Origin of the sequence: Allosphingosinicella sp. (genome assembly GCF_035626655.1) — a bacterium.
Lineage (GTDB): Bacteria > Pseudomonadota > Alphaproteobacteria > Sphingomonadales > Sphingomonadaceae > Allosphingosinicella.
Map to the genome: position 1 here is coordinate 561,556 of NZ_DASPNF010000005.1, position 18,264 is coordinate 579,819.

Here is an 18,264-nt window from a genome sequence, read left to right on the forward strand (position 1 = left end):
CGGTTCAGTGACATAATGACCGGCCGGAGGGGGTGCGATGCCGGAACGGGGAGCGGCCAGGGCCGAGCGCGTCGACTTGCTCGATGGCTTGCGCGGCTTTGCCCTGTTCGGGATTCTCCTCGCCAACATCCTCTACTGGTCCGGGTGGACCTTCATGCAGGCGGAGCAGCGGGCGGCCTTGGCCGGGGCGGACGGCGTGGCTGCCCAATATCTGTTCCACCACGCCTTCGTTGACGGAAAATTCTACACGCTCTTCTCGCTGCTCTTCGGGATCGGCTTCTCGCTGCAGCTGAAGCGGCTGGAGGCGCGCGAGCTGGACGCTCCGCGCATCTTCCGCCGGCGTTTGCTGATCCTGCTCGGCATCGGCCTCATCCACATGGTGCTGGTCTGGGACGGCGATATCCTCACCTTCTACGCGCTGATCGGCCTGCTCCTGCCCTTCTTTCGCAACTGGAGCGGTCGATCGTTGCTCATCGCCGCGGCGATCCTGATCTTTCTCGTTCCCTGGGCTGGCCACGCCCTCTTCGAGGCGATGGGATGGCGACCTCATCAGGCGGTGGCCGCGTTCGGCGACCGCATCTTCGTCTCCTTTGGCGGAAATCCGGCCGACTCGGTCAGCTGGGTGCGCCGCGAGGAGCCGTCCGCCTTCTTCGCCTGGGTGCTGAGCGGCTGGCCGTTCGCGATCAGCACCCGGCTGGAGAGCTGGCGGATCCCGAAGCTGCTCGGGATCATGCTGCTCGGCCTGTTGCTCGGCCGCCGGCTGACGGACGGCAGCCTGCTGGGCAATCGCCGCCTGCTCTGGTGGACCTTCGCGCTCGGCCTGGCGATCGGCCTCCCCTTCAGCCTCGCCTACGGCCTGACCCCGAATCTCGGGCAGGTCAGCCTGCCGTCGCTGCTCGGCACCGTGCCGCTGGCGCTCGCTTATGCGGCGGGCTTCGCTCTGGCCTGGCCCCGATGGCGCGGTGTCCTCGGCATCTTCGTCGCGCCCGGCCGCATGGCGCTGACCAATTATCTGCTGCAGACAATCCTCGGCATCGTCATTTTCTACGGCATCGGCTTCGGCCTGGTCGGCCATGTGCCGCCGCTCGGCTTCTATGCGATCGCGGCCGCCATCTTCACCGCGCAGATCGCCTTCTCTCATTGGTGGCTGAGCCGGCATGCCCAGGGGCCGATGGAGCGCCTCTGGCGCGCGCTGACCTACGCGGGCGCCGGGTCCGCGCGCTAGCGCCGCGTGCCCATCTCGTAGCTGATCCTGATCCTGACCCAGGAGCCGACCAGCACCTGCCCGCCCCGCCGCGGCGGGCGCACCCTGAACTCCCAGGCCGCGGCGAGGGCCGAGCGCATGATGTTCGAGCCGGTGGGATATTCCTCGAGCCCGACGCAATCCTCGACGCGGAAGTCCTCGACCGTCCGGCAGGCGATCAGCCCATAGCCGGGCCCGCGCGCGGTGGAGAGATAGGCGCGCATCATCGCATCCTCGGGCTCGCGATACCATGCGGCGGCGTAGAGCGGCTCGCCATTGGGCGCGGTCCCGACCCGCTCCGTGTCGCGCATGGCCGCGCTGCGATTGTCCACCGGCCCGTAGACCGGCCGCGCCGGCGCCGCCGGCCGCTCGGCCATGCGCAGCGGGTTGGGCGGCCGCAATTCCCATTGCATCGGCACGATGGCGCGCGTCGGCGGCGCCGCGGGCGCGTCGGGCGGCGTGGCGGGCTGCGGCGGCTGCGGCTGTTCCGGCTCCGGCCGCCGCGGGTCGGGCCGCGCCTGCGCCTTTCGCTCGGGTTCGGGCCGGCGATCCTCTGGCGCTTCCTGCGAAATCGAGTCCGCGCGGATGCTGACGACGCTGGTGCGCACCTCCTCGACCTCGGGTTCGATCCCCGGACTCAGCGTGAGCAGCACCAGGATCAGCAGCGCCTCGATCAGCAGGGTCAGGCCGAGGCCGAGCGTGCGGCGGCCGGCGCCGGTGCGGAACCGGTCGGCAAATGGCGTGGCGGCGATGATTTTCGACTGGAACAACGGGTTTCGGTACCGGCGTCCGCGGGACCAGAACCCGGGGCTACGGCGCCGAGGGATAGTTGGGCGCCGGGCCCGTGGCAAGCGGGCTGCCGGCCCCACTCGCAATGCCGAAAGGGTTCCACTAGGCTTTGCGCCATGCACGGGGCGGCGACAGGAACAGTGGAGGAGGCGCTGCGGCTGGCCGGCCGGCTGCTGCGCGACGATCCCGCGCTCGCCGCCGAGCAGGCGCGCGAGATCCTGCATGCGGCGCCCGGCAATGCCGACGCCTATCGCCTGCTCGGCGCCGCCTTGCGCCGCACCGGCGCGGACGAGGCGGCGGAGCGGGCCGAGCTCGACGCGATCGAGGCCTCGGTCCACGATCCGGCGCTGATCCGCGCCGCGGAGGGCCTCCTCGACAATGACCTCCCGGAGGTCGAGACCATCCTTCGCCAGCGCCTGCACGACAAGCCGACCGATGTCGCCGCGATCCGGATGATGGCCGAGCTGGCCGGGCGGATCGGCCGTCTGCAGGACGCCGAGCATCTGCTGCGCCGCGCGCTGGAGCTGGCGCCCGGCTTCGCCCCCGCCCGCTCCAATCTCGCGACGGTGCTCTACAAGCAGAACCGCCCGGCCGAGGCGGTTGCCATGCTGGCACCGCTGCAGGGCGCGGACGAGGAGGCGAACCGGAACCTCAAGGCCGCCGCGCTCGGCCGGCTCGGCGCCTATGAGGAGGCGATCGCGCTCTACGAGGCAGTGCTGCAGCGCTTCCCGGCCCAGGCCAGGGTCTGGATGAGCTACGGCCATCTCCTGAAGACGGTCGGCCGGCAGGCGGACAGCATCGCCGCCTATCGCCGCGCGCTCGGCGTCCAGCCCGGCCTCGGCGAGGTCTGGTGGAGCCTCGCCAATCTGAAGACGGTCCGGTTCGATGCCGAGGACGTCGCCGCGATGGAGGCCGCGCTCGCCGCGCCGGACCTCGGCGAGGAGGATCGGCTCCATCTCCATTTCGCCCTCGGCAAGGCGCTCGAGGACCGGCAGCAGGCCGAGCCCGCCTTCCGCCACTATGCCGAGGGCAATGCCCTCCGGCGCGGCCAGCTCGGCTACGAGCCCGGGGCCATTGCCGAGCATGTCCGCCGCAGCATCGCCTTCTTCACCCCGGACCTGTTCGCCGCGCGCGCAGGCGAGGGCTGCCCTGCCCCCGATCCGATCTTCATCCTCGGCATGCCGCGCGCCGGCTCGACCCTGATCGAGCAGATCCTCGCCAGCCATCCCCGGGTCGAGGGCACGATGGAGCTGCCCGACATCCCCGAGCTCGCCAGGAGGCTCGGCGGACGGAGGGCGAAAGGCGAGGCCTCTGCCTGGCCCGAATGCCTCGCCGCCCTGGACGGGTCCGGGCTCGCCGCACTGGGCGCGGACTATCTCGAAAGCACCCGGATCCAGCGCAAGACGGACCGGCCGCGCTTCATCGACAAGATGCCGAACAACTGGCTGCATGTCGGGCTGATCCGGCTGATCCTGCCGAACGCGAAAATCATCGACGCGCGGCGGCATCCGCTCGCCTGCTGCTTCTCCAACTTCAAGCAGCATTTCGCCCGCGGCCAGGGCTTCACCTACGATCTGGCCGAGCTCGGCCGTTACTATCGCGACTATGTGACCCTGATGGCGCATTTCGACGCCGTGCAGCCGGGCATGGTCCACCGCGTCATCCACGAGGCCCTGCTCGACGATCCGGAAGCCGAGGTCCGCCGCCTGCTCGCCTTCCTCGGCCTGCCGTTCAACGAGGCCTGCCTGCGCTTCCACGAGAATGAGCGCGCCGTGCGCACCGCCAGCTCGGAGCAGGTCCGCCGCCCGATCAACCGCGAGGGTGTCGACCAGTGGCGCCCCTTCGAGCCCTGGCTCGGCCCGCTGAAGGATGCGCTCGGCCCTGTGCTCGCCGCCTATCCCGAGGCGCCCGACGACAGGCGTGGCAAAACCGTCACAGGCGCGTGACGCTTTTGTTGCGGCTCCAAAACCAAATTGACGCACGTTAAAATCCGGATGAACCTGTCCCCGGGCGCAAGAGGGGAATTCAGATGGCGGTTTCATCCTTCCGCACGGTCGCCGGCCTCGGCCTGCTCACCACCACGATGCTTTGCGGCTCCGGCGCCGCGCTGGCGCAGGAAACGCCGGCTCCCGGCACGACCACGGAGCAGGCGTCGAGCGACACCGATATCGTCGTCACCGCCACCCGCCGCGCCGAGAATCTGCAGGACGTGCCGATCGCGATCACTGCGCTCGGCACCCAGACCCTGGACGAGCTCCAGGTCGACAATTTCGACGATTATGCCCGCTTCGTCCCGAGCCTCTCCTACCGCTCGCTCGGGCCGGGCTCGGCCAACGTCTATTTCCGCGGCGTCGCCTCGGGCGAGAATGCCAACCACTCGGCCTCTTTGCCCAGCGTCGGCACCTATCTGGACGAGCAGCCGATCACCACGACGACGGGCGCGCTCGACCTGCACATCTTCGACATCGCCCGCGTCGAGGCTCTGGCCGGGCCGCAGGGCACGCTCTACGGCGCCTCCTCCCAGGCCGGCACGGTCCGGATCATCACCAACCAGCCGGATCTCGCCTCGACCTACGGGACCGTCAATCTCGAGCTGAACAATGTCGCCCATGGCGATTTCGGCGGGACCATCGAGGGCTTCGTCAACGCGCCTTTGTCGGAGTCCGTCGCGTTGCGCGTGGTCGGCTGGTACCGGCACGATGCCGGCTATATCGACAACATTCCGGGCAGCCTCACCTTCCCGACCTCCGGCATCACCATGAACAACGACGCCCTGGTCGAGGACGATTACAACGATGTTGACACCTACGGCGCCCGCGCCGCCCTGCGCATCGAGCTCAACGACCGCTGGACGGTCACCCCCTCTATCATGGCCCAGCGCCAGCTTTCGCGCGGCTCGTTCACCCAGGAGCGCGGCCTCGGCCCGCTGCAGGTCATGCAGTTCAACCCGGAGCGCGTGAACGACCGCTGGTACCAGGCGGCTTTGACCGTCCAGGGCAAGATCGGCAATTGGGACCTCACTTATGCCGGCGCCTGGATGCAGCGGCAGATCGACGGCCAGTTCGACTATTCGGACTATGCCTATTTCTACGACGCGCTGGCCGGCTACGGCGCCTATTTCTACGACAACCAGGGCAATCTGGTGAACCCGAACCAGTATATCCGCTCGGACGACAGCTTCCGGCGGCTGAGCCAGGAATTGCGCGTGACCTCGCCCGCCGACCGCCCGGTCCGGCTCGTCGCCGGCCTGTTCTACCAGCGCCAGCAGCACAATATCGAGCAGAACTACATCGTCGACAATATCGCCGACTCGATCACCGTGCCGGGCACGGACAGCAACATCTGGCTGACCCAGCAGCGCCGCGTCGACCGCGACTATGCGATCTTCGGCGAGCTGGCCTGGGACATCACGCCCCAGCTCACCTTCACCGCCGGCGGCCGCCTCTACCGCTACGACAATACTCTGATCGGCTTCTTCGGTTTCGCCAATCCCGGCTTCAGCTCGAATCCGGACTATCTTTGCCAGGCGCCGCCCACGGTGCCGCAATCGCCCTGCACCAATCTGGGCGAATTCACGAACGGCGTCGCGCGGCCGAAGCGCAGCGAGGATACCGGCTTCATCCACCGCCTGAATCTCACTTACCGGATCACCGAGGATCATCTGGTCTACGCGACTTGGTCGCGCGGCTTCCGGCCGGGCGGCATCAACCGGCGCGGCTCGCTGCCACCCTATGACGCCGACTTCATCAGCAATTACGAGCTGGGCGTGAAGACGGACTGGCTCAACCACCGGCTGCGCCTGAATGTGGCCATCTACCAGCTCGACTGGACCGACATCCAATTGTCCTTCCTCGGCGCCAACGGCCTCACCTCCATCCAGAATGCCGGCAATGCCCGCATCCGCGGCGCCGAGTTCGACTTCATGGCCCGGCCGACCCAGGGCCTCACGATCAGCGTCGGCGCCGCCTTCAACGACGCCGAGACCACGAACACGACCCCGCTGGCGCCGGAAGGCACGCGGCTGCCGCTCACCGCGCGCTTCAAGGGCAATGCCAGGATCCGCTACGAATTCCCGCTCGCGGGCATGAATGGCCATGTTCAGATGACCGCGAGCCACGAGGGCAGCCGGACCCGCGACATCAGGCCGCTCGTCAATCCCATTTACGGCAATCTCGGCAGCTACCAGATCGTCGATCTCAGCGCCGGCCTGCAGAATGACGACTGGACGTTCGAGATTTTCGCCCGCAACCTGTTCGACGAACGCGGCGCGCTCGGCAGCGGCATCCAGTGCAACGAGTTCGTCTGCGGCGACGCCGGCGGCGCCACCGCGATCGGCCCCAAGATCTACACCTTCGTGAGCCGGCCGCGGACGATCGGGATCAGGATCGGACGGAACTTCTAGGGGCGCCTTCCGCCTGTGGATTGACAGCCGGTTCCCACTTTGTTCTGATCGCGCCATGGCGCGCGGCTCGAACGCTCTTTCCCTGAAGGCCGCGCGGCGGATCGCGCTGGCGGCGCAAGGCTTCGGTGTCCCGCGCCCGGCCAATATCACCCGCGCCCATCTGGCGAAGACCGTCGCGCGGCTCGGCCTGCACCAGATCGACAGCGTCAACGTCCTCGCCCGCGCCCATTATCTCCCCGCCTTCTCGCGGCTTGGCGCCTATGACCGGGCCTTGCTCGACGAGGCCGCGTGGGGCCGGAAGAGCCGGCGCCGGCTGTTCGAATATTGGGCGCACGAAGCGTCATTGCTCCCGCTCGGCCTGCACCCCCTGCTGCGCTGGCGGATGGCGCAGGCGGCGCGGGGCGAGCGCGGCTGGACGACCTTGCGCGCCTTTGCTCATGAGCGGCGGCCCGAGGCCGAGGCGGTGCTGGACCGAATCCGCGCCGAAGGCCCGCTCGGCGCCTCGGACTTCGATCATGGCAAGAGCCGGAGCGGCTGGTGGGAATGGGGCCACACCAAGCAGGCGCTCGAATTCCTCTTCTGGTCCGGGCGGATCACCACGGCCACCAGGCGCGGCAGCTTCGAGCGCGTCTACGACCTCATGGAGCGCGTCATCCCGCCCGCCATCATGGACCTGCCGACGCCCGCACCCGCCGACGCCCACCGGGACCTGGTCGAGATCGCGGCCCGCGCCATGGGCATCGCGACGATGGCGGACCTGCGCGACTATTTCCGGCTCGACCTCGACGACAATCGCCGCGCCGTCGAGAGCCTGGTCGAGGAGGGCCGGCTGCTCCCGGTCACTGTCGAGGGCTGGCGCCAGCCCGCTTTCCTCCACCCCGGAGCGCGCCAGCCGCGCCGGATCGCCGGCCAGGCCCTGCTCGTTCCCTTCGACCCCCTGATCTGGGAGCGCGCCCGCACCGAGCGGCTGTTCGGCTTCCGCTACCGGATCGAGATCTACACGCCCGCCCACAAGAGGCAGCATGGCTATTACGTCCTCCCCTTCCTGTTGGACGGCGCCCTCGTCGCCCGCGTCGATCTGAAGAGCGACCGGCAGCACGGCCGCCTGCTCGTGCAGAAGACCACCTATGAGGAGGCGGCTCCGCCCGAAACGCGCGAGCGGCTCACCGCTGAGCTCGCCCTGATGGCCGAATGGCTGGGGCTGGCGCCGCCGCCCGCACTGTAATAGCCTGTTCGATTACGAACGAGCGATTGGAACCTGGAATGAATTCACCGGAGGCAAAGAGCGGCCATATCCGCCTGACCTCGCACCCCCGCGGCCCGGCGCGCTTCCCGCTGCGCTGGGACGCCCCGACCGCGAGCGAGCGCGGCCCCGTCATCGCCACGGTCAACGCGGGCAGCAACCGCAACGCGATCGGCGCCCATGGCGGCTCCTATTCCATCTACCGCGCACTGGCCATTTCTTCGGGGGCGATGGACCCGTCGGCCCGTCCGGACCTCAACGACACGGCGCCGGTCTGCGAGATCGGCCCGCACAAGCAATGGGGCGAGCCCGGCAAGATCGTCTCGCTCGATCCCTGGGGCCACCGCGTGGCGCAGGATTTCGGCAACGAGCTTGCCGAGGGCGTCGACATCCGCCCTTCGATCGCGATCACCAAGGCGCGGCTGACGCTGCCCGAGATCCAGGCCGCGATCGCCGCCGGCCGGCTCGAGGTGGACGGCGAGATCGTGCACGAGGCCGGCGACGTCTCGGTCACCAAGATCGCGGTCGACCCGGTCTGGTGGCTGCCCGGCGTCGCCGGGCGGTTCGGCGTGACCGAGGCCAATCTCCGCCGCGCGCTCTTCGAGCAGACCGGCGGCATGTATTCCGAGCTGATCACCCGCCACGATATGAGCGTCTTCCTGCCCCCGATCGGCGGCATGACGCTCTATATTTTCGGCGACCCGGCCTTCCTCGGCAACAAGCGCAAGACGCTCACCTGCCGGGTCCATGACGAGTGCAACGGCTCCGACGTGTTCGGCTCCGACATCTGCACCTGCCGGCCCTATCTCACCCACGGCATCGAGGAGGCGACGCGCTCCGCCCAGGCCGGCGGCGTCGGCCTCATCGTCTACAACCGCAAGGAGGGCCGCGCGCTCGGCGAGGTCACCAAGTTCCTCGTCTACAATGCCCGCAAGCGCCAGCCCGGCGGCGACCAGGCGGCGACCTATTTCGAGCGCACCGAATGCGTCGCCGGCGTCCAGGACGCGCGCTTCCAACAGCTCATGCCGGATGTGATCCACTGGCTCGGCATCCGCCGCATCGACCGCTTCGTCTCCATGTCGAACATGAAATATGACGCCTTGGCCGAGGGCGGCATCGAGATCCGCGAACGCGTGCCGATCCCCGACGACCTCGTCCCCCCCGACGCCAGCGTCGAGATGGAGGCCAAGAAGGCCGCCGGCTATTTCACCCCCGAAGGCGCCCCGAGCAAGAAGAAGCTCCGCTCCACCGTGGGGCGGGATCTCGGGAAGTTCTGATGCATTCTCGTGCTCCGGCGAAGGCCGGAGCGCTGGCCGTGGGCAAGCCGTCCGGGGTCATCGCGCTCCATCCACCCCTTTCCGTGCTCCGGCAAAGGCCGGAGCGCTGGTCGTGGGCAAGGCGTCGCGGGGCAGCGGGCTGCATCCACGGCTCCGGCCTCCGCCGGAGCACAGTTAACTCGAATGCCGGCAGATTCTCCAATGCCGACTGACCCCATCCGCGGCCTGCTGAGCGCGGCCGCCGTCCGCGAGCGGGCGCATGAGATGCTCGGCCTCGCCCTGGACGGCAAGGTCGACGGCTGGCGGGTCGACCTCGCCCGCCTCGCCGACGCGGCCGACCTCACCGCCGCCGTCACCCGCGAAAACTACCCGGACCTTATCATCCCCTTCCACGCCCGCGCCCGCCATTTCGTGGCCGGCCCGCCCCGCCTGCCCGAAGGCGACGCCGCGGCACGCGCCCGCGCCGCCTTCGATCTCGTCATCCTCTCCGTGCTGCTCGACGCCGGCACCGGCCCCGGCTGGCGCTTCACCGATCCCGTCACCGGCGGCACCTACACCCGCTCCGAGGGCCTCGCCGTCGCCAGTCAGCGCATGGCCGAGGCCGGCGCGCTAAACAATCTCCCCACACTCGAAGCCGGGACGCTGGCAGCGGGCTTCCAGGTGGGCGAGGACAATCCGCTGCTCGGCCTCGAAGGTCGGGCGGGTTTGCTGCGCCGCCTCGGCGCGCAGGTGCTGGCGCGACCCGACCTGTTCCCCGGCGGGCGCCCCGGCGGCCTCTACGACGCGCTCGCCGCGCGCGCGGCGAACGGCACCCTCCCCGCCCCCGCCATCCTGGAGCTCCTGCTCGAGGCGCTCGGCCCGATCTGGGCGGACCGGCTCAGGATCGACGGCGTCGACCTCGGCGATTGCTGGCGCCATCCCGCGATCAGGCGCGACGACATGACCGATAGCCTCGTCCCGCTGCACAAGCTCTCGCAATGGCTCTCCTACTCGCTGATCGAGCCCCTCGAGGAATCCGGCATCACAGTCACCGACGTGGATGGCCTCACCGGCCTCGCCGAATATCGCAATGGCGGCCTGTTCGTGGACACGGGCGTGCTCGTCCTGACCGACCCCGCCGATATCGCGCGCGAGCACCACGTCTCAGGCCCGCTCATCGTCGCCTGGCGCGCCATGACCGTCGCCCTGCTCGACCGGATGGCGCCCCTCGTCCGCGAACGCCTCGGCGTCGACGAGGCCAGCTTCCCGCTCGCCCGCATGCTCGAGGGCGGCAGCTGGGCCGCGGGCCGGCGCATCGCCGCCGAGAAGCGCCCCGGCGGCGGCCCGCCTTTCAATATCATCAGCGACGGCACCGTATTCTGAAGGACCCCGCACATGGACGGACTCACCATCGTTTCCCACCCCCTGGTGCAGCACAAGCTCAGCCTGCTGCGCGACCGCAACAGCTCGATCCAGCTGTTCCGCTCGGTCGTCCGCGAGACCGCGACCCTGCTCTGCTACGAGGTCACCCGCGACCTCGCGCTGGAGACCGTCCGCATCGAGACGCCGATCGCCGCGACCGACGCGCCCATGCTCGCCGGCAAGAAGCTCGTCATCGCCCCGATCCTCCGCGCCGGCCTGCAAATGGCCGAGGGCATGCTCGATCTCCTCCCCTCCGCGCGCCTTGCCCATGTCGGCCTCTACCGCGACCCGATGACGCTCCAGGCGGTCGAATATTATTTCAAGACGCCGGAGGATTGCCACGAGCGGCTCGTCATCGTCGTCGATCCGATGCTCGCCACCGGCCACACCGCGATCGCCGCGATCGACCGGCTCAAGGAAGCGGGCGTCTGCGACATGCGCTTCGTCTGCCTGCTCGCCGCCCGCCCCGGCGCCGAGGCCCTGCGCGCCGCCCATCCCGACGTGCCGATCTGGACCGCGGGCATGGACGAGACGCTGAACGACCACGGCTATATCGTCCCCGGCCTCGGCGACGCCGGCGACCGCACCTACGGCACGCGCTAGGAGTATCGCTTATGGCCCGCAGCCACACCTGCCCGAAATGCCAGTCCGCAATGGTCGAGGGCTTCGTCCTCGACTACACCTATGGCGCTTACAGCGTCAGCGGCTGGATGGAGGGCGCCCCCGAGAAGAGCTTCTGGACCGGCATCAAGCTGCGCGGAAAGAAGCCCGTCGAGATCGCGACCTGGCGCTGCCGCAGCTGCGGCTTCCTCGAAAGCTATGCCGCCGGCTAGGCCGCGCTCACCGTCCCCCAGTCCAGCCCGAACCGCGCCAGATATTTTCGCAGCCGGTCGGCGTCGTTGGCGCTGCTTCGCCTGAGCCGCGACGCCGCGAACAGGGTCCGCCCCGCTTCGGACAGCGAACGGCTCGCCCGGCAGACGCGCAGCACCTCCGCCAGCTGGACCCGGTCGAACGGGTCGATCGCGGCCGCCGCCTCCCCGCCGAGCAGCGCCTCCAGCCCGTCGCTCTCCGCCGCCCCCGACCAGAGCCGCTTCAGCCGCGCAATCTCGCTTTCCACGCACTCCAGGTCGATCCGCCCGCGCGGGCTCAAGGTCGCCATCCGCGTCACGCTCGCGGCCAGATCGCGGAAATTGGCCGGCCAGCGCGCGTCCGGCGACACGGCGAAGGCGAGGTAGCGCTCCCGCGCCTCCTTGTTGAAGCTGACCCGGTCGCCCTCCCGCTCGGCGAAGCGGTCCAGCTCATAGTCGAGATTGGGCGCGATATCCTCGCGCCGCTCCGCCAGCCCCGGCAGCCGGAAGGTCCAGAGGTTGAGCCGCGCATAGAGATCCTCGCGGAACAGCCCCGCCGCCACCGTCTCGCCCAGCTCCCGGTTGGTGCCCGCGACCAACTGGAAGTCGGACGAGGCTTCCCGGTCCGCGCCGACCGGCAGGAAGACCTTGTCCTCGATCGCGCGCAGGATCATCGCCTGCTCGTCCAGCCCGAGCTCGCCGATCTCGTCGAGGAACAGCATGCCCTTGTCGGCCGCGCGCAGCAGCCCCGGCCGGTCGGCCACGGCCCCGGTGAAGGCGCCCTTCCGGTGCCCGAACAGGGCGGACATCGCGCCGTCGCCCTTCAGGGTCGCGCAATTCACCTCGACGAAGGGCCCGGCGATCAGATGGTTCGCCCGCCTGAGCTCGTGGATCCGCCGGGCGAGCTGGCTCTTGCCGGCCCCGGTCGGCCCGGTCAGCAGCATCGGCGCGCGCGAGCGCAAAGCCACCTTCTCGATCTCGTCGATCATCCGGTTGAAGGCGGGATTGCGCGTCTCGATCCCCGACTTGAGAAAGCTCTGCCCCTCCGCCGCCGCCACCGCGAAGCGGGTCGCGATGCTGTCGTAGCGCGACAGGTCCAGGTCGATCATGTTCCAGGTGCCGGCCGCGCTCACCGCGCCGCGCGCGGGCTGCGTCTGCAGCAGCCGGCCCGGCAGATAATGGGCCTCGGTCAGCAGGAACAGGCAGATCTGCGCGACGTGCGTGCCGGTCGTGATGTGGATCAGATAATCCTGCGCCTCGGGGTCGAACGGCTCGGCCCGGGCGAAGTCCAGCAATTTGCCGTAGACCTCCTCGAAATCCCAGGCGTCGTCGAAGTCGAGGAGGCGGGGCTCGACCCTGGTCTCCGGCGAAACGGCGCCGATATCCTCGATCACATAGTCCGCCAGCCGGCGATGCAGGCCGCCATGCAGCATGATGAAGCGGTCGACCCGCAGATCGGGGTGCATGCACAGGCCGACCGAAGGCCGCCACTTGTTCCAGCGGGTCGGCCCGAACTTGCTCGCGTCGAGCGTCGAGCCGAGGAAGCCGATGACGGTCAGCGGTTTCATTCTTATCCTGTCGTATAATCCAATAGAAATGTCGATATGAAATCGGCGTAAAGGCTATCGGCCATGAACCGTATCCTTCTCGCGCAGCCTGAAAAATAGGCAAATGAAACCAACCGGTTGTCGTTTTCCCTCGGCGCCCTCCGCCGATCTGGCACGGCCTCTGCAATATTTCGGGCGTCTGGCACAATCGGCCAGGCGGGCGGAACGAAGGGGCGGCCGGAATGGGCCGGCCGCCCCCGAAGCCGCCGCTCAGGGTGTAGCTCAGTTGGTAGAGTACCGGCCCTGGAAGCCGGGAGTCGCCGGTTCGAGCCCGGCTGCCCTGACCAGTTTTATGCGAAGGAAGATGCAATGGCAAACAAGGGCCTTTTTGCTTCCGCGCTGGCGAAGTTCCTGCCGAAGGCGGAGGCGCAGAACCGCGCCTTCTCGCCGGCTTATGGCTATGGGCCCGAGCACCGCCTCGCCCAGCTCGCCGCGACGGGAACGCTGCAGGACAGTTTCTACGGGCAGGCCGAAAGCCAGCTCGAGGACGTGCTGAACGCGGCGCAGGCCTGCGATCCGCGCTTCGTCGCCAAGGCCGCGCTCTATGCGCGGGCCCGCGGCGCGATGAAGGATATGCCGGCCTTGCTGACCGCCTGGCTGACGGTCGCGGATCCGGATCTCGCAGTCCCCGTCTTCGGCAAGGTGATCGACAATGGCCGCATGCTGCGCAGCTTCGTGCAGATCATGCGCTCCGGCGCGGTCGGGCGAACCTCGCTCGGCACGCGGCCGAAGCGGCTGGTCCAGCTCTGGCTGGAGCAGGCCTCGGTCCGCGCGCTCATGCAGGCGGCGACCGGCAGCGATCCGTCGCTCGCCGACATCGTCCGCATGGTCCACCCGAAGCCGGCCGGCGAGGGCCGCCGTGCCTTCTACGCCTGGCTGATCGGCAAGCCCTACGACGTGGCCGCCTTGCCGGCGGAGATCGCCGCCTTCGAGGCCTGGAAGCGCAATCCCCGCGGGATGGCGCTGCCCCCGGTGCCGTTCGAATGGCTCACCGCCTTCCCGCTGCGCCCCGCGCAGTGGGCGGAGCTGGCCGATCGCATGGGCTGGCAGGCGCTGCGCATGAACCTCAACACGCTGGCGCGCAACGGCGCGTTCGGCGTGGAGGGGGTCGCCGAGGCGGTCGCCGCTCGCCTGGCCGACCGCGAGGCGATCGGCAAGGTCCGTCCTATGCCCTGGCAGCTGATGGTGGCGCTGGGGCAGGTCGGCAACGGCGTGCCGCTGAAGGTCCAGGCGGCGCTGGAAGAGGCGCTGGAGCTGTCGCTCCGCGGCGTGCCGAAGGTGCCGGGCCGCGTCGTCGTCTGTCCCGACGTGTCGGGCTCGATGGCCTCGCCGGTCACGGGCTATCGCAAGGGCGCTTCGTCCAGGGTGCGCTGCGTCGATGTCGCGGCCTTGGTCGCGGCGGCGGTGCTGCGGCGCAATCCGGGCGCGGAGGTGATCCCGTTCGAGGAGCGCGTGGTGAAGCTGGCGCTCGATCCGCGGGCGCGGGTCGCGGTCAACGCCCAGCGCCTCGCGGCGGTCGGCGGCGGCGGCACCAACGTTTCGGCGCCGCTGGCCGCGCTCAATGCGCGCAAGGCGGCGGTCGACCTGGTCGTGATCGTCTCGGACAACCAGTCCTGGGTCGATGCGAACCGTCACGGGGCGACGCAGACGATGCGCGAGTGGGAGCAGCTGAAGGCGCGTGCGCCGGCCGCGAAGCTCGTCTGCATCGACCTGCAGCCCTACGGGACGACCCAGGCGAAGAGCCGCCGGGACATCCTCAACGTCGGGGGCTTCTCCGACGCGGTGTTCGACACGGTCGCGCGTTTCGCCTCCGGGCAGGACGCACGCGACTGGCTCGCCGAAGTGAATGAAATGGAGGTGTAGGCAAGGAAGGGTCGTGGCGAATGCCGGGTGGGACTACATCCACCAAAGATAGGTCCTACGAGTAAAGCGCCCGGAAGGTTCGCCTTCAGGGAGATGCGGGTTCGAATCCCGCCGCTGGAACGTAGCTTAAGGACCGCTGTCTCGCTCAATCTGGTCGCCACGGCCCTTCGACCAATTTCATCGCGGCGAATGCCGGAAGGACTACATGGACTGTTAATCCCCAGGCGCGGGTTCGAATCCCGCCGGGCCGGCCATGACGGCCCGTAGCTTAGTGGCAGAGCGGGTAGCGTCTTTCCAAAACTTCGTCGCCGCGAACGACGCACAGGCTGGCGATGCCGGCGGGACTACATCGTGGAACCAGCGTGCGGGTTCGCCCGCCCTGGTCCGTCTGGCCAAATCTCGTCGCCGGTACCGATTGAACAAGCGGCGAATGCCGAAGGGACTACATGGGTCGCGGGTTCGACTCCCGCCGTGCCGAGAGGCGCGTAGCTCAGTGGGTAGAGCCTTGTCTCTTCATCCCTCGTCGCCGCGAACGACGAACAGGCTGGCGAATGCCGGCGGGACTACATGGTGAGAGCGTCCGCCAATGGGGCGGGAGGCCGGCGGTTCGACTCCGCCCCCGGGCGACCGGGTAGCTCAGAAAAAACGTCTCGCCACAATTCGTCGCCGGCACCATGATCTGAACGGAAGGAGGCCGCAAATGGCCGAGAAGACTTACGATGTGCAGCATGTCGAGGGCGGCGTGCCGGTCAAGATGTGGACCCGCGGCGTGCCCGTCGACGACAAGGCGAAGGACCAGCTCGCCAGGGCGGCGCGAATGCCGTTCATCTTCAGGCATGTCGCGGCCATGCCCGACGTCCATGTCGGGATCGGCGCGACCGTGGGTTCCGTGATCCCGACCAGGGGCGCGGTGATCCCGGCGGCGGTCGGCGTCGACATCGGCTGCGGCATGATGGCGGCGCGCACCTCCCTGGTGGCGTCGGACCTGCCGGACAATCTGGAGGGCGTGCGCAGCGCGATCGAGCAGGCGGTGCCGCACGGCCGCGACGTCGGCCGGGGCAAGCGCGACTGCGGCTCCTGGGGTTCGCCCCCGGCGCCGATCGTCGAGGCTTGGGCGACTTTGGCCGCGCGCTTCCAGCGCATCACCGACAAATATCCGCGGCTCAGGAACACGAACAACCTCGTGCACCTGGGCACGCTCGGCACCGGCAACCACTTCATCGAGCTCTGCCTCGACGAGGAGGCCCGCGTCTGGGTCATGCTCCATTCGGGCAGCCGCGGCGTCGGCAATGCGATCGGCAGCTTCTTCATCGAGCTGGCGAAGCAGGACATGCGCAAGTGGTTCATCAACCTGCCGGACGAGAACCTCGCCTATTTCCCGGAAGGGACCGACCATTTCGACGATTATGTCGAGGCGGTCGGCTGGGCGCAGGACTTCGCGGCGCTGAACCGGCGGATGATGATGACCAACGTCATCGCCGCCCTGCGCAGGACCATCGCCAGGCCGTTCGACGCGGAGCTGGAAGCGGTCAACTGCCATCACAATTATGTGACGCGGGAGAACCATTTCGGCGAGAACGTGCTCGTGACCCGCAAGGGCGCGGTGCGCGCCGCGAAGGGCGTGATGGGCATCATCCCGGGCTCGATGGGCGCCAAATCGTTCATCGTGCGCGGGCTCGGCAATGCCGAGGCGTTCGACAGCTGCAGCCACGGCGCGGGCCGCATCATGTCCCGCACCCAGGCCAAGAAGGAGGTCTCGCTCGACGAGCATGTCCAGGCGCTGGAAGGCGTCGAATGCCGCAAGGATGCAGGCGTGCTCGACGAGACGCCGCGGGCATACAAGCCCATCGAGGCGGTCATGGCCGCCCAGGCGGACCTGGTCGAGATCGTCCACACCCTGAAGCAGGTGGTATGCGTGAAGGGGTGAGCGGGCCAGGGAGCGGCATGCCGGGGGCATGCCGCGGCCCGCTCACCGGATCGCGCAAGCGATCAGCGCGAGGGACAGCCTGTTCGCTTCTTCAGCGTTCGGGCTGAGCTTGTCGAAGCCCTGTCCTTCTCTGCTGCACCTGAGAAGAAAAGCAGGCCTTCGACAGGCTCAGGCCGAACGGATTAGAGTTTCCGAATTCAGAGAAGAACCAATGGCCACTCGATCTCTCTACTGCACCAACTGCCGCTTCCGGCTGAGTGCGCCGCTGATCATGGCCTCGGGCAAGGACCCGGCCGTCGAGGAGCCCTATGTCCGGATCGGCAAGCCGCTCATCGACCGGGGCACCAGCTACAAGTCGTGGAAGCCGATGCCCTGGCTGCATGTGCCGCCGGGTCATCCGCTCGATTTCCTCCCGCAAATCTGGATGGATCCGGGCGACCTGACCGAACGGGTGCACGATTCGCCAGATGGCGAGCGGCTGAGCGGCTGTTGTGGACCTCTGGGTATGAACGGCCCGAACAAGGTCTGCACTTGCAAGGTTCACGTAGGCACGCTGCAGGCCGATTGCTGCACGCCTGTCGTTTTCATTCCCGATCCCGGTGCCACGTCATGGCGCGAGGGATCGGCTGATTTCTGGGATTATCCATGATCATAATCGACGGATCGGAAGGCGAAGGCGGCGGGCAGGTGCTGCGCAATGCCTGCGCGCTGGCGCTTGTGACCGGCCAGCCCTTCCACATCACCAATATCCGTGGGCGTCGCGAGAAGCCGGGGCTGATGCGCCAGCATCTGACCGCGATCGAGGCCGCCTGCGCGATCGGCAATGCCGAATGCGAGGGCCTCGCAATCGGCGCCTCGGAGATCGTCTTCCGCCCGGGCCAGGTCCGCGGCGGCGACTATCATTTCGCGATCGGCACTGCGGGCAGCACCGGCCTCGTCCTGCAGACCATCCTGATCCCGCTGCTGCTGGCGGACGCGCCCTCGCGCCTGGTGCTGGAGGGCGGCACCCACAATATGGCCGCGCCGCCCTTCGAGTTCATCGAGCGGGTCTTCCTGCCGGTGCTGAACCGCATGGGCCCGACGGTCGCGGCGCGGCTGCTCCGCCACGGCTTCTTCCCGCGCGGCGGCGGGCATATCGAGGTGGCGATCCAGCCGGCCCCGCTGTCCCCGGTCGACTGCATCGAGCGCGGCGCCCTCGAGAGCGTCGCGGCGACCGCGCTCATCGCCGGCCTGCCCCCCGACATCGCCGAGCGCGAGCTGAAGACGGCGCGCCAGCATCTGGACTGGCCCGAGGAGGCGTTCGCCTGCAGCCGGCTGCCCGATGCCATGGGCCCCGGCAACGTGCTGATGCTGGAGGCGCGGTTCGCGCACACCACCGAGATCGTCACCGGCTTCGGCCGGCTCGGCATCGCGGCCGAGACGCTGGCGAAAAAAGCCGCCCAGCGAATGGCCGGCTTCCTCGCCTGCCCTGCTTTTGCCGGCCCGCATCTGGCCGACCAGCTGCTCCTCCCCTTCGCGCTGGCAGGCGGCGGCGCCTTCACCACGGTGAAGCCGAGCCAGCACAGCCTGACCGCGATCGAGATCATCGCGATGTTCACCGGCCGCCGCTTCGCGATCGCGCAGCAGGCGAACGGCACGCATCTGGTGGCGCTCCGCTAATCGCA

At 68.7% G+C, this 18,264-nt stretch carries 14 protein-coding genes and 1 tRNA gene; 13 read left to right on the forward strand and 2 right to left on the reverse strand.

Going from position 1 to position 18,264, the window contains the following annotated elements:
* Positions 1-37: 37 nt before the first annotated feature.
* A complete protein-coding gene (locus tag VEC11_RS05805) occupies positions 38-1,225 on the forward strand; it encodes a DUF418 domain-containing protein (RefSeq protein WP_464129650.1) in 1,188 nt (395 codons plus the stop codon).
* Here the strand turns inward: VEC11_RS05805 and VEC11_RS05810 are convergent.
* Positions 1,222-2,013, reverse strand: a complete 792-nt coding sequence (locus VEC11_RS05810; protein WP_464129651.1) for a hypothetical protein — start codon at positions 2,011-2,013, stop codon at positions 1,222-1,224. The genes VEC11_RS05805 and VEC11_RS05810 overlap by 4 nt on opposite strands.
* Before the next feature lie 135 nt (positions 2,014-2,148).
* Here VEC11_RS05810 and VEC11_RS05815 point away from each other — a divergent pair, with 135 nt between their 5' ends.
* The 7 genes from VEC11_RS05815 to VEC11_RS05845 all read left to right on the forward strand — a co-directional run bounded on the left by VEC11_RS05815 (position 2,149) and on the right by VEC11_RS05845 (position 11,188).
* On the forward strand, positions 2,149-3,978 hold the full coding sequence (locus VEC11_RS05815; RefSeq protein WP_464129652.1) for a tetratricopeptide repeat-containing sulfotransferase family protein: 1,830 nt from the start codon (positions 2,149-2,151) through the stop codon (positions 3,976-3,978).
* Between the two features lie 83 nt (positions 3,979-4,061).
* A complete protein-coding gene (locus tag VEC11_RS05820; RefSeq protein WP_464129653.1) occupies positions 4,062-6,434 on the forward strand; it encodes a TonB-dependent receptor in 2,373 nt (790 codons plus the stop codon).
* Positions 6,435-6,489: 55 nt separating this feature from the next.
* Positions 6,490-7,659, forward strand: coding sequence for a winged helix-turn-helix domain-containing protein (locus tag VEC11_RS05825; protein WP_464129654.1), 1,170 nt, complete (start codon positions 6,490-6,492; stop codon positions 7,657-7,659).
* 38 nt (positions 7,660-7,697) lie between these two features.
* The gene (locus tag VEC11_RS05830) at positions 7,698-8,954 is read left to right on the forward strand and encodes a GTP cyclohydrolase II (RefSeq protein WP_464129655.1); all 1,257 of its coding nucleotides are present in this window, start codon (positions 7,698-7,700) and stop codon (positions 8,952-8,954) included.
* 201 nt (positions 8,955-9,155) lie between these two features.
* A complete protein-coding gene (locus tag VEC11_RS05835; RefSeq protein ID WP_464129656.1) occupies positions 9,156-10,316 on the forward strand; it encodes a DUF1688 family protein in 1,161 nt (386 codons plus the stop codon).
* Between the two features lie 12 nt (positions 10,317-10,328).
* The gene (upp, locus tag VEC11_RS05840; protein ID WP_464129657.1) at positions 10,329-10,958 is read left to right on the forward strand and encodes a uracil phosphoribosyltransferase; all 630 of its coding nucleotides are present in this window, start codon (positions 10,329-10,331) and stop codon (positions 10,956-10,958) included.
* Between the two features lie 11 nt (positions 10,959-10,969).
* Entirely contained in the window at positions 10,970-11,188 is a 219-nt protein-coding gene (locus tag VEC11_RS05845) for a hypothetical protein (protein ID WP_464129658.1), read from the forward strand.
* On the opposite strand, the gene rtcR is transcribed toward VEC11_RS05845, so the two are convergent.
* On the reverse strand, positions 11,185-12,771 hold the full coding sequence (rtcR, locus tag VEC11_RS05850) for an RNA repair transcriptional activator RtcR (RefSeq protein ID WP_464129659.1): 1,587 nt from the start codon (positions 12,769-12,771) through the stop codon (positions 11,185-11,187). The genes VEC11_RS05845 and rtcR overlap by 4 nt on opposite strands.
* 250 nt (positions 12,772-13,021) lie before the next feature.
* Here rtcR and VEC11_RS05855 point away from each other — a divergent pair.
* The 5 genes from VEC11_RS05855 to rtcA all read left to right on the forward strand — a co-directional run bounded on the left by VEC11_RS05855 (position 13,022) and on the right by rtcA (position 18,259).
* Positions 13,022-13,097: transfer RNA gene (locus VEC11_RS05855), tRNA-Pro, on the forward strand.
* A 22-nt stretch (positions 13,098-13,119) separates the two neighbouring features.
* Positions 13,120-14,673, forward strand: a complete 1,554-nt coding sequence (locus VEC11_RS05860; RefSeq protein ID WP_464129660.1) for a vWA domain-containing protein — start codon at positions 13,120-13,122, stop codon at positions 14,671-14,673.
* 700 nt (positions 14,674-15,373) lie between these two features.
* The gene (locus tag VEC11_RS05865) at positions 15,374-16,600 is read left to right on the forward strand and encodes an RtcB family protein (protein WP_464129661.1); all 1,227 of its coding nucleotides are present in this window, start codon (positions 15,374-15,376) and stop codon (positions 16,598-16,600) included.
* A 28-nt stretch (positions 16,601-16,628) separates the two neighbouring features.
* Positions 16,629-17,249, forward strand: coding sequence for a hypothetical protein (locus VEC11_RS05870; RefSeq protein WP_464129662.1), 621 nt, complete (start codon positions 16,629-16,631; stop codon positions 17,247-17,249).
* Positions 17,246-18,259, forward strand: coding sequence for an RNA 3'-terminal phosphate cyclase (gene rtcA / locus VEC11_RS05875; RefSeq protein WP_464129663.1), 1,014 nt, complete (start codon positions 17,246-17,248; stop codon positions 18,257-18,259). The genes VEC11_RS05870 and rtcA overlap by 4 nt, the downstream gene beginning before the upstream one ends.
* Positions 18,260-18,264: the final 5 nt, after the last annotated feature.

Coding starts and splice junctions, on each gene's coding strand:
- VEC11_RS05805 (WP_464129650.1), top strand. CDS start 38: ATGCCGGAACGGGGAGCGGCCAGGGCCGAGCGCGTCGACTTGCTCGAT.
- VEC11_RS05815 (WP_464129652.1), top strand. CDS start 2,149: ATGCACGGGGCGGCGACAGGAACAGTGGAGGAGGCGCTGCGGCTGGCC.
- VEC11_RS05820 (WP_464129653.1), top strand. CDS start 4,062: ATGGCGGTTTCATCCTTCCGCACGGTCGCCGGCCTCGGCCTGCTCACC.
- VEC11_RS05825 (WP_464129654.1), top strand. CDS start 6,490: ATGGCGCGCGGCTCGAACGCTCTTTCCCTGAAGGCCGCGCGGCGGATC.
- VEC11_RS05830 (WP_464129655.1), top strand. CDS start 7,698: ATGAATTCACCGGAGGCAAAGAGCGGCCATATCCGCCTGACCTCGCAC.
- VEC11_RS05835 (WP_464129656.1), top strand. CDS start 9,156: ATGCCGACTGACCCCATCCGCGGCCTGCTGAGCGCGGCCGCCGTCCGC.
- upp (WP_464129657.1), top strand. CDS start 10,329: ATGGACGGACTCACCATCGTTTCCCACCCCCTGGTGCAGCACAAGCTC.
- VEC11_RS05845 (WP_464129658.1), top strand. CDS start 10,970: ATGGCCCGCAGCCACACCTGCCCGAAATGCCAGTCCGCAATGGTCGAG.
- rtcR (WP_464129659.1), bottom strand. CDS start 12,771: ATGAAACCGCTGACCGTCATCGGCTTCCTCGGCTCGACGCTCGACGCG.
- VEC11_RS05860 (WP_464129660.1), top strand. CDS start 13,120: ATGGCAAACAAGGGCCTTTTTGCTTCCGCGCTGGCGAAGTTCCTGCCG.
- VEC11_RS05865 (WP_464129661.1), top strand. CDS start 15,374: ATGGCCGAGAAGACTTACGATGTGCAGCATGTCGAGGGCGGCGTGCCG.
- VEC11_RS05870 (WP_464129662.1), top strand. CDS start 16,629: ATGCCGCGGCCCGCTCACCGGATCGCGCAAGCGATCAGCGCGAGGGAC.
- rtcA (WP_464129663.1), top strand. CDS start 17,246: ATGATCATAATCGACGGATCGGAAGGCGAAGGCGGCGGGCAGGTGCTG.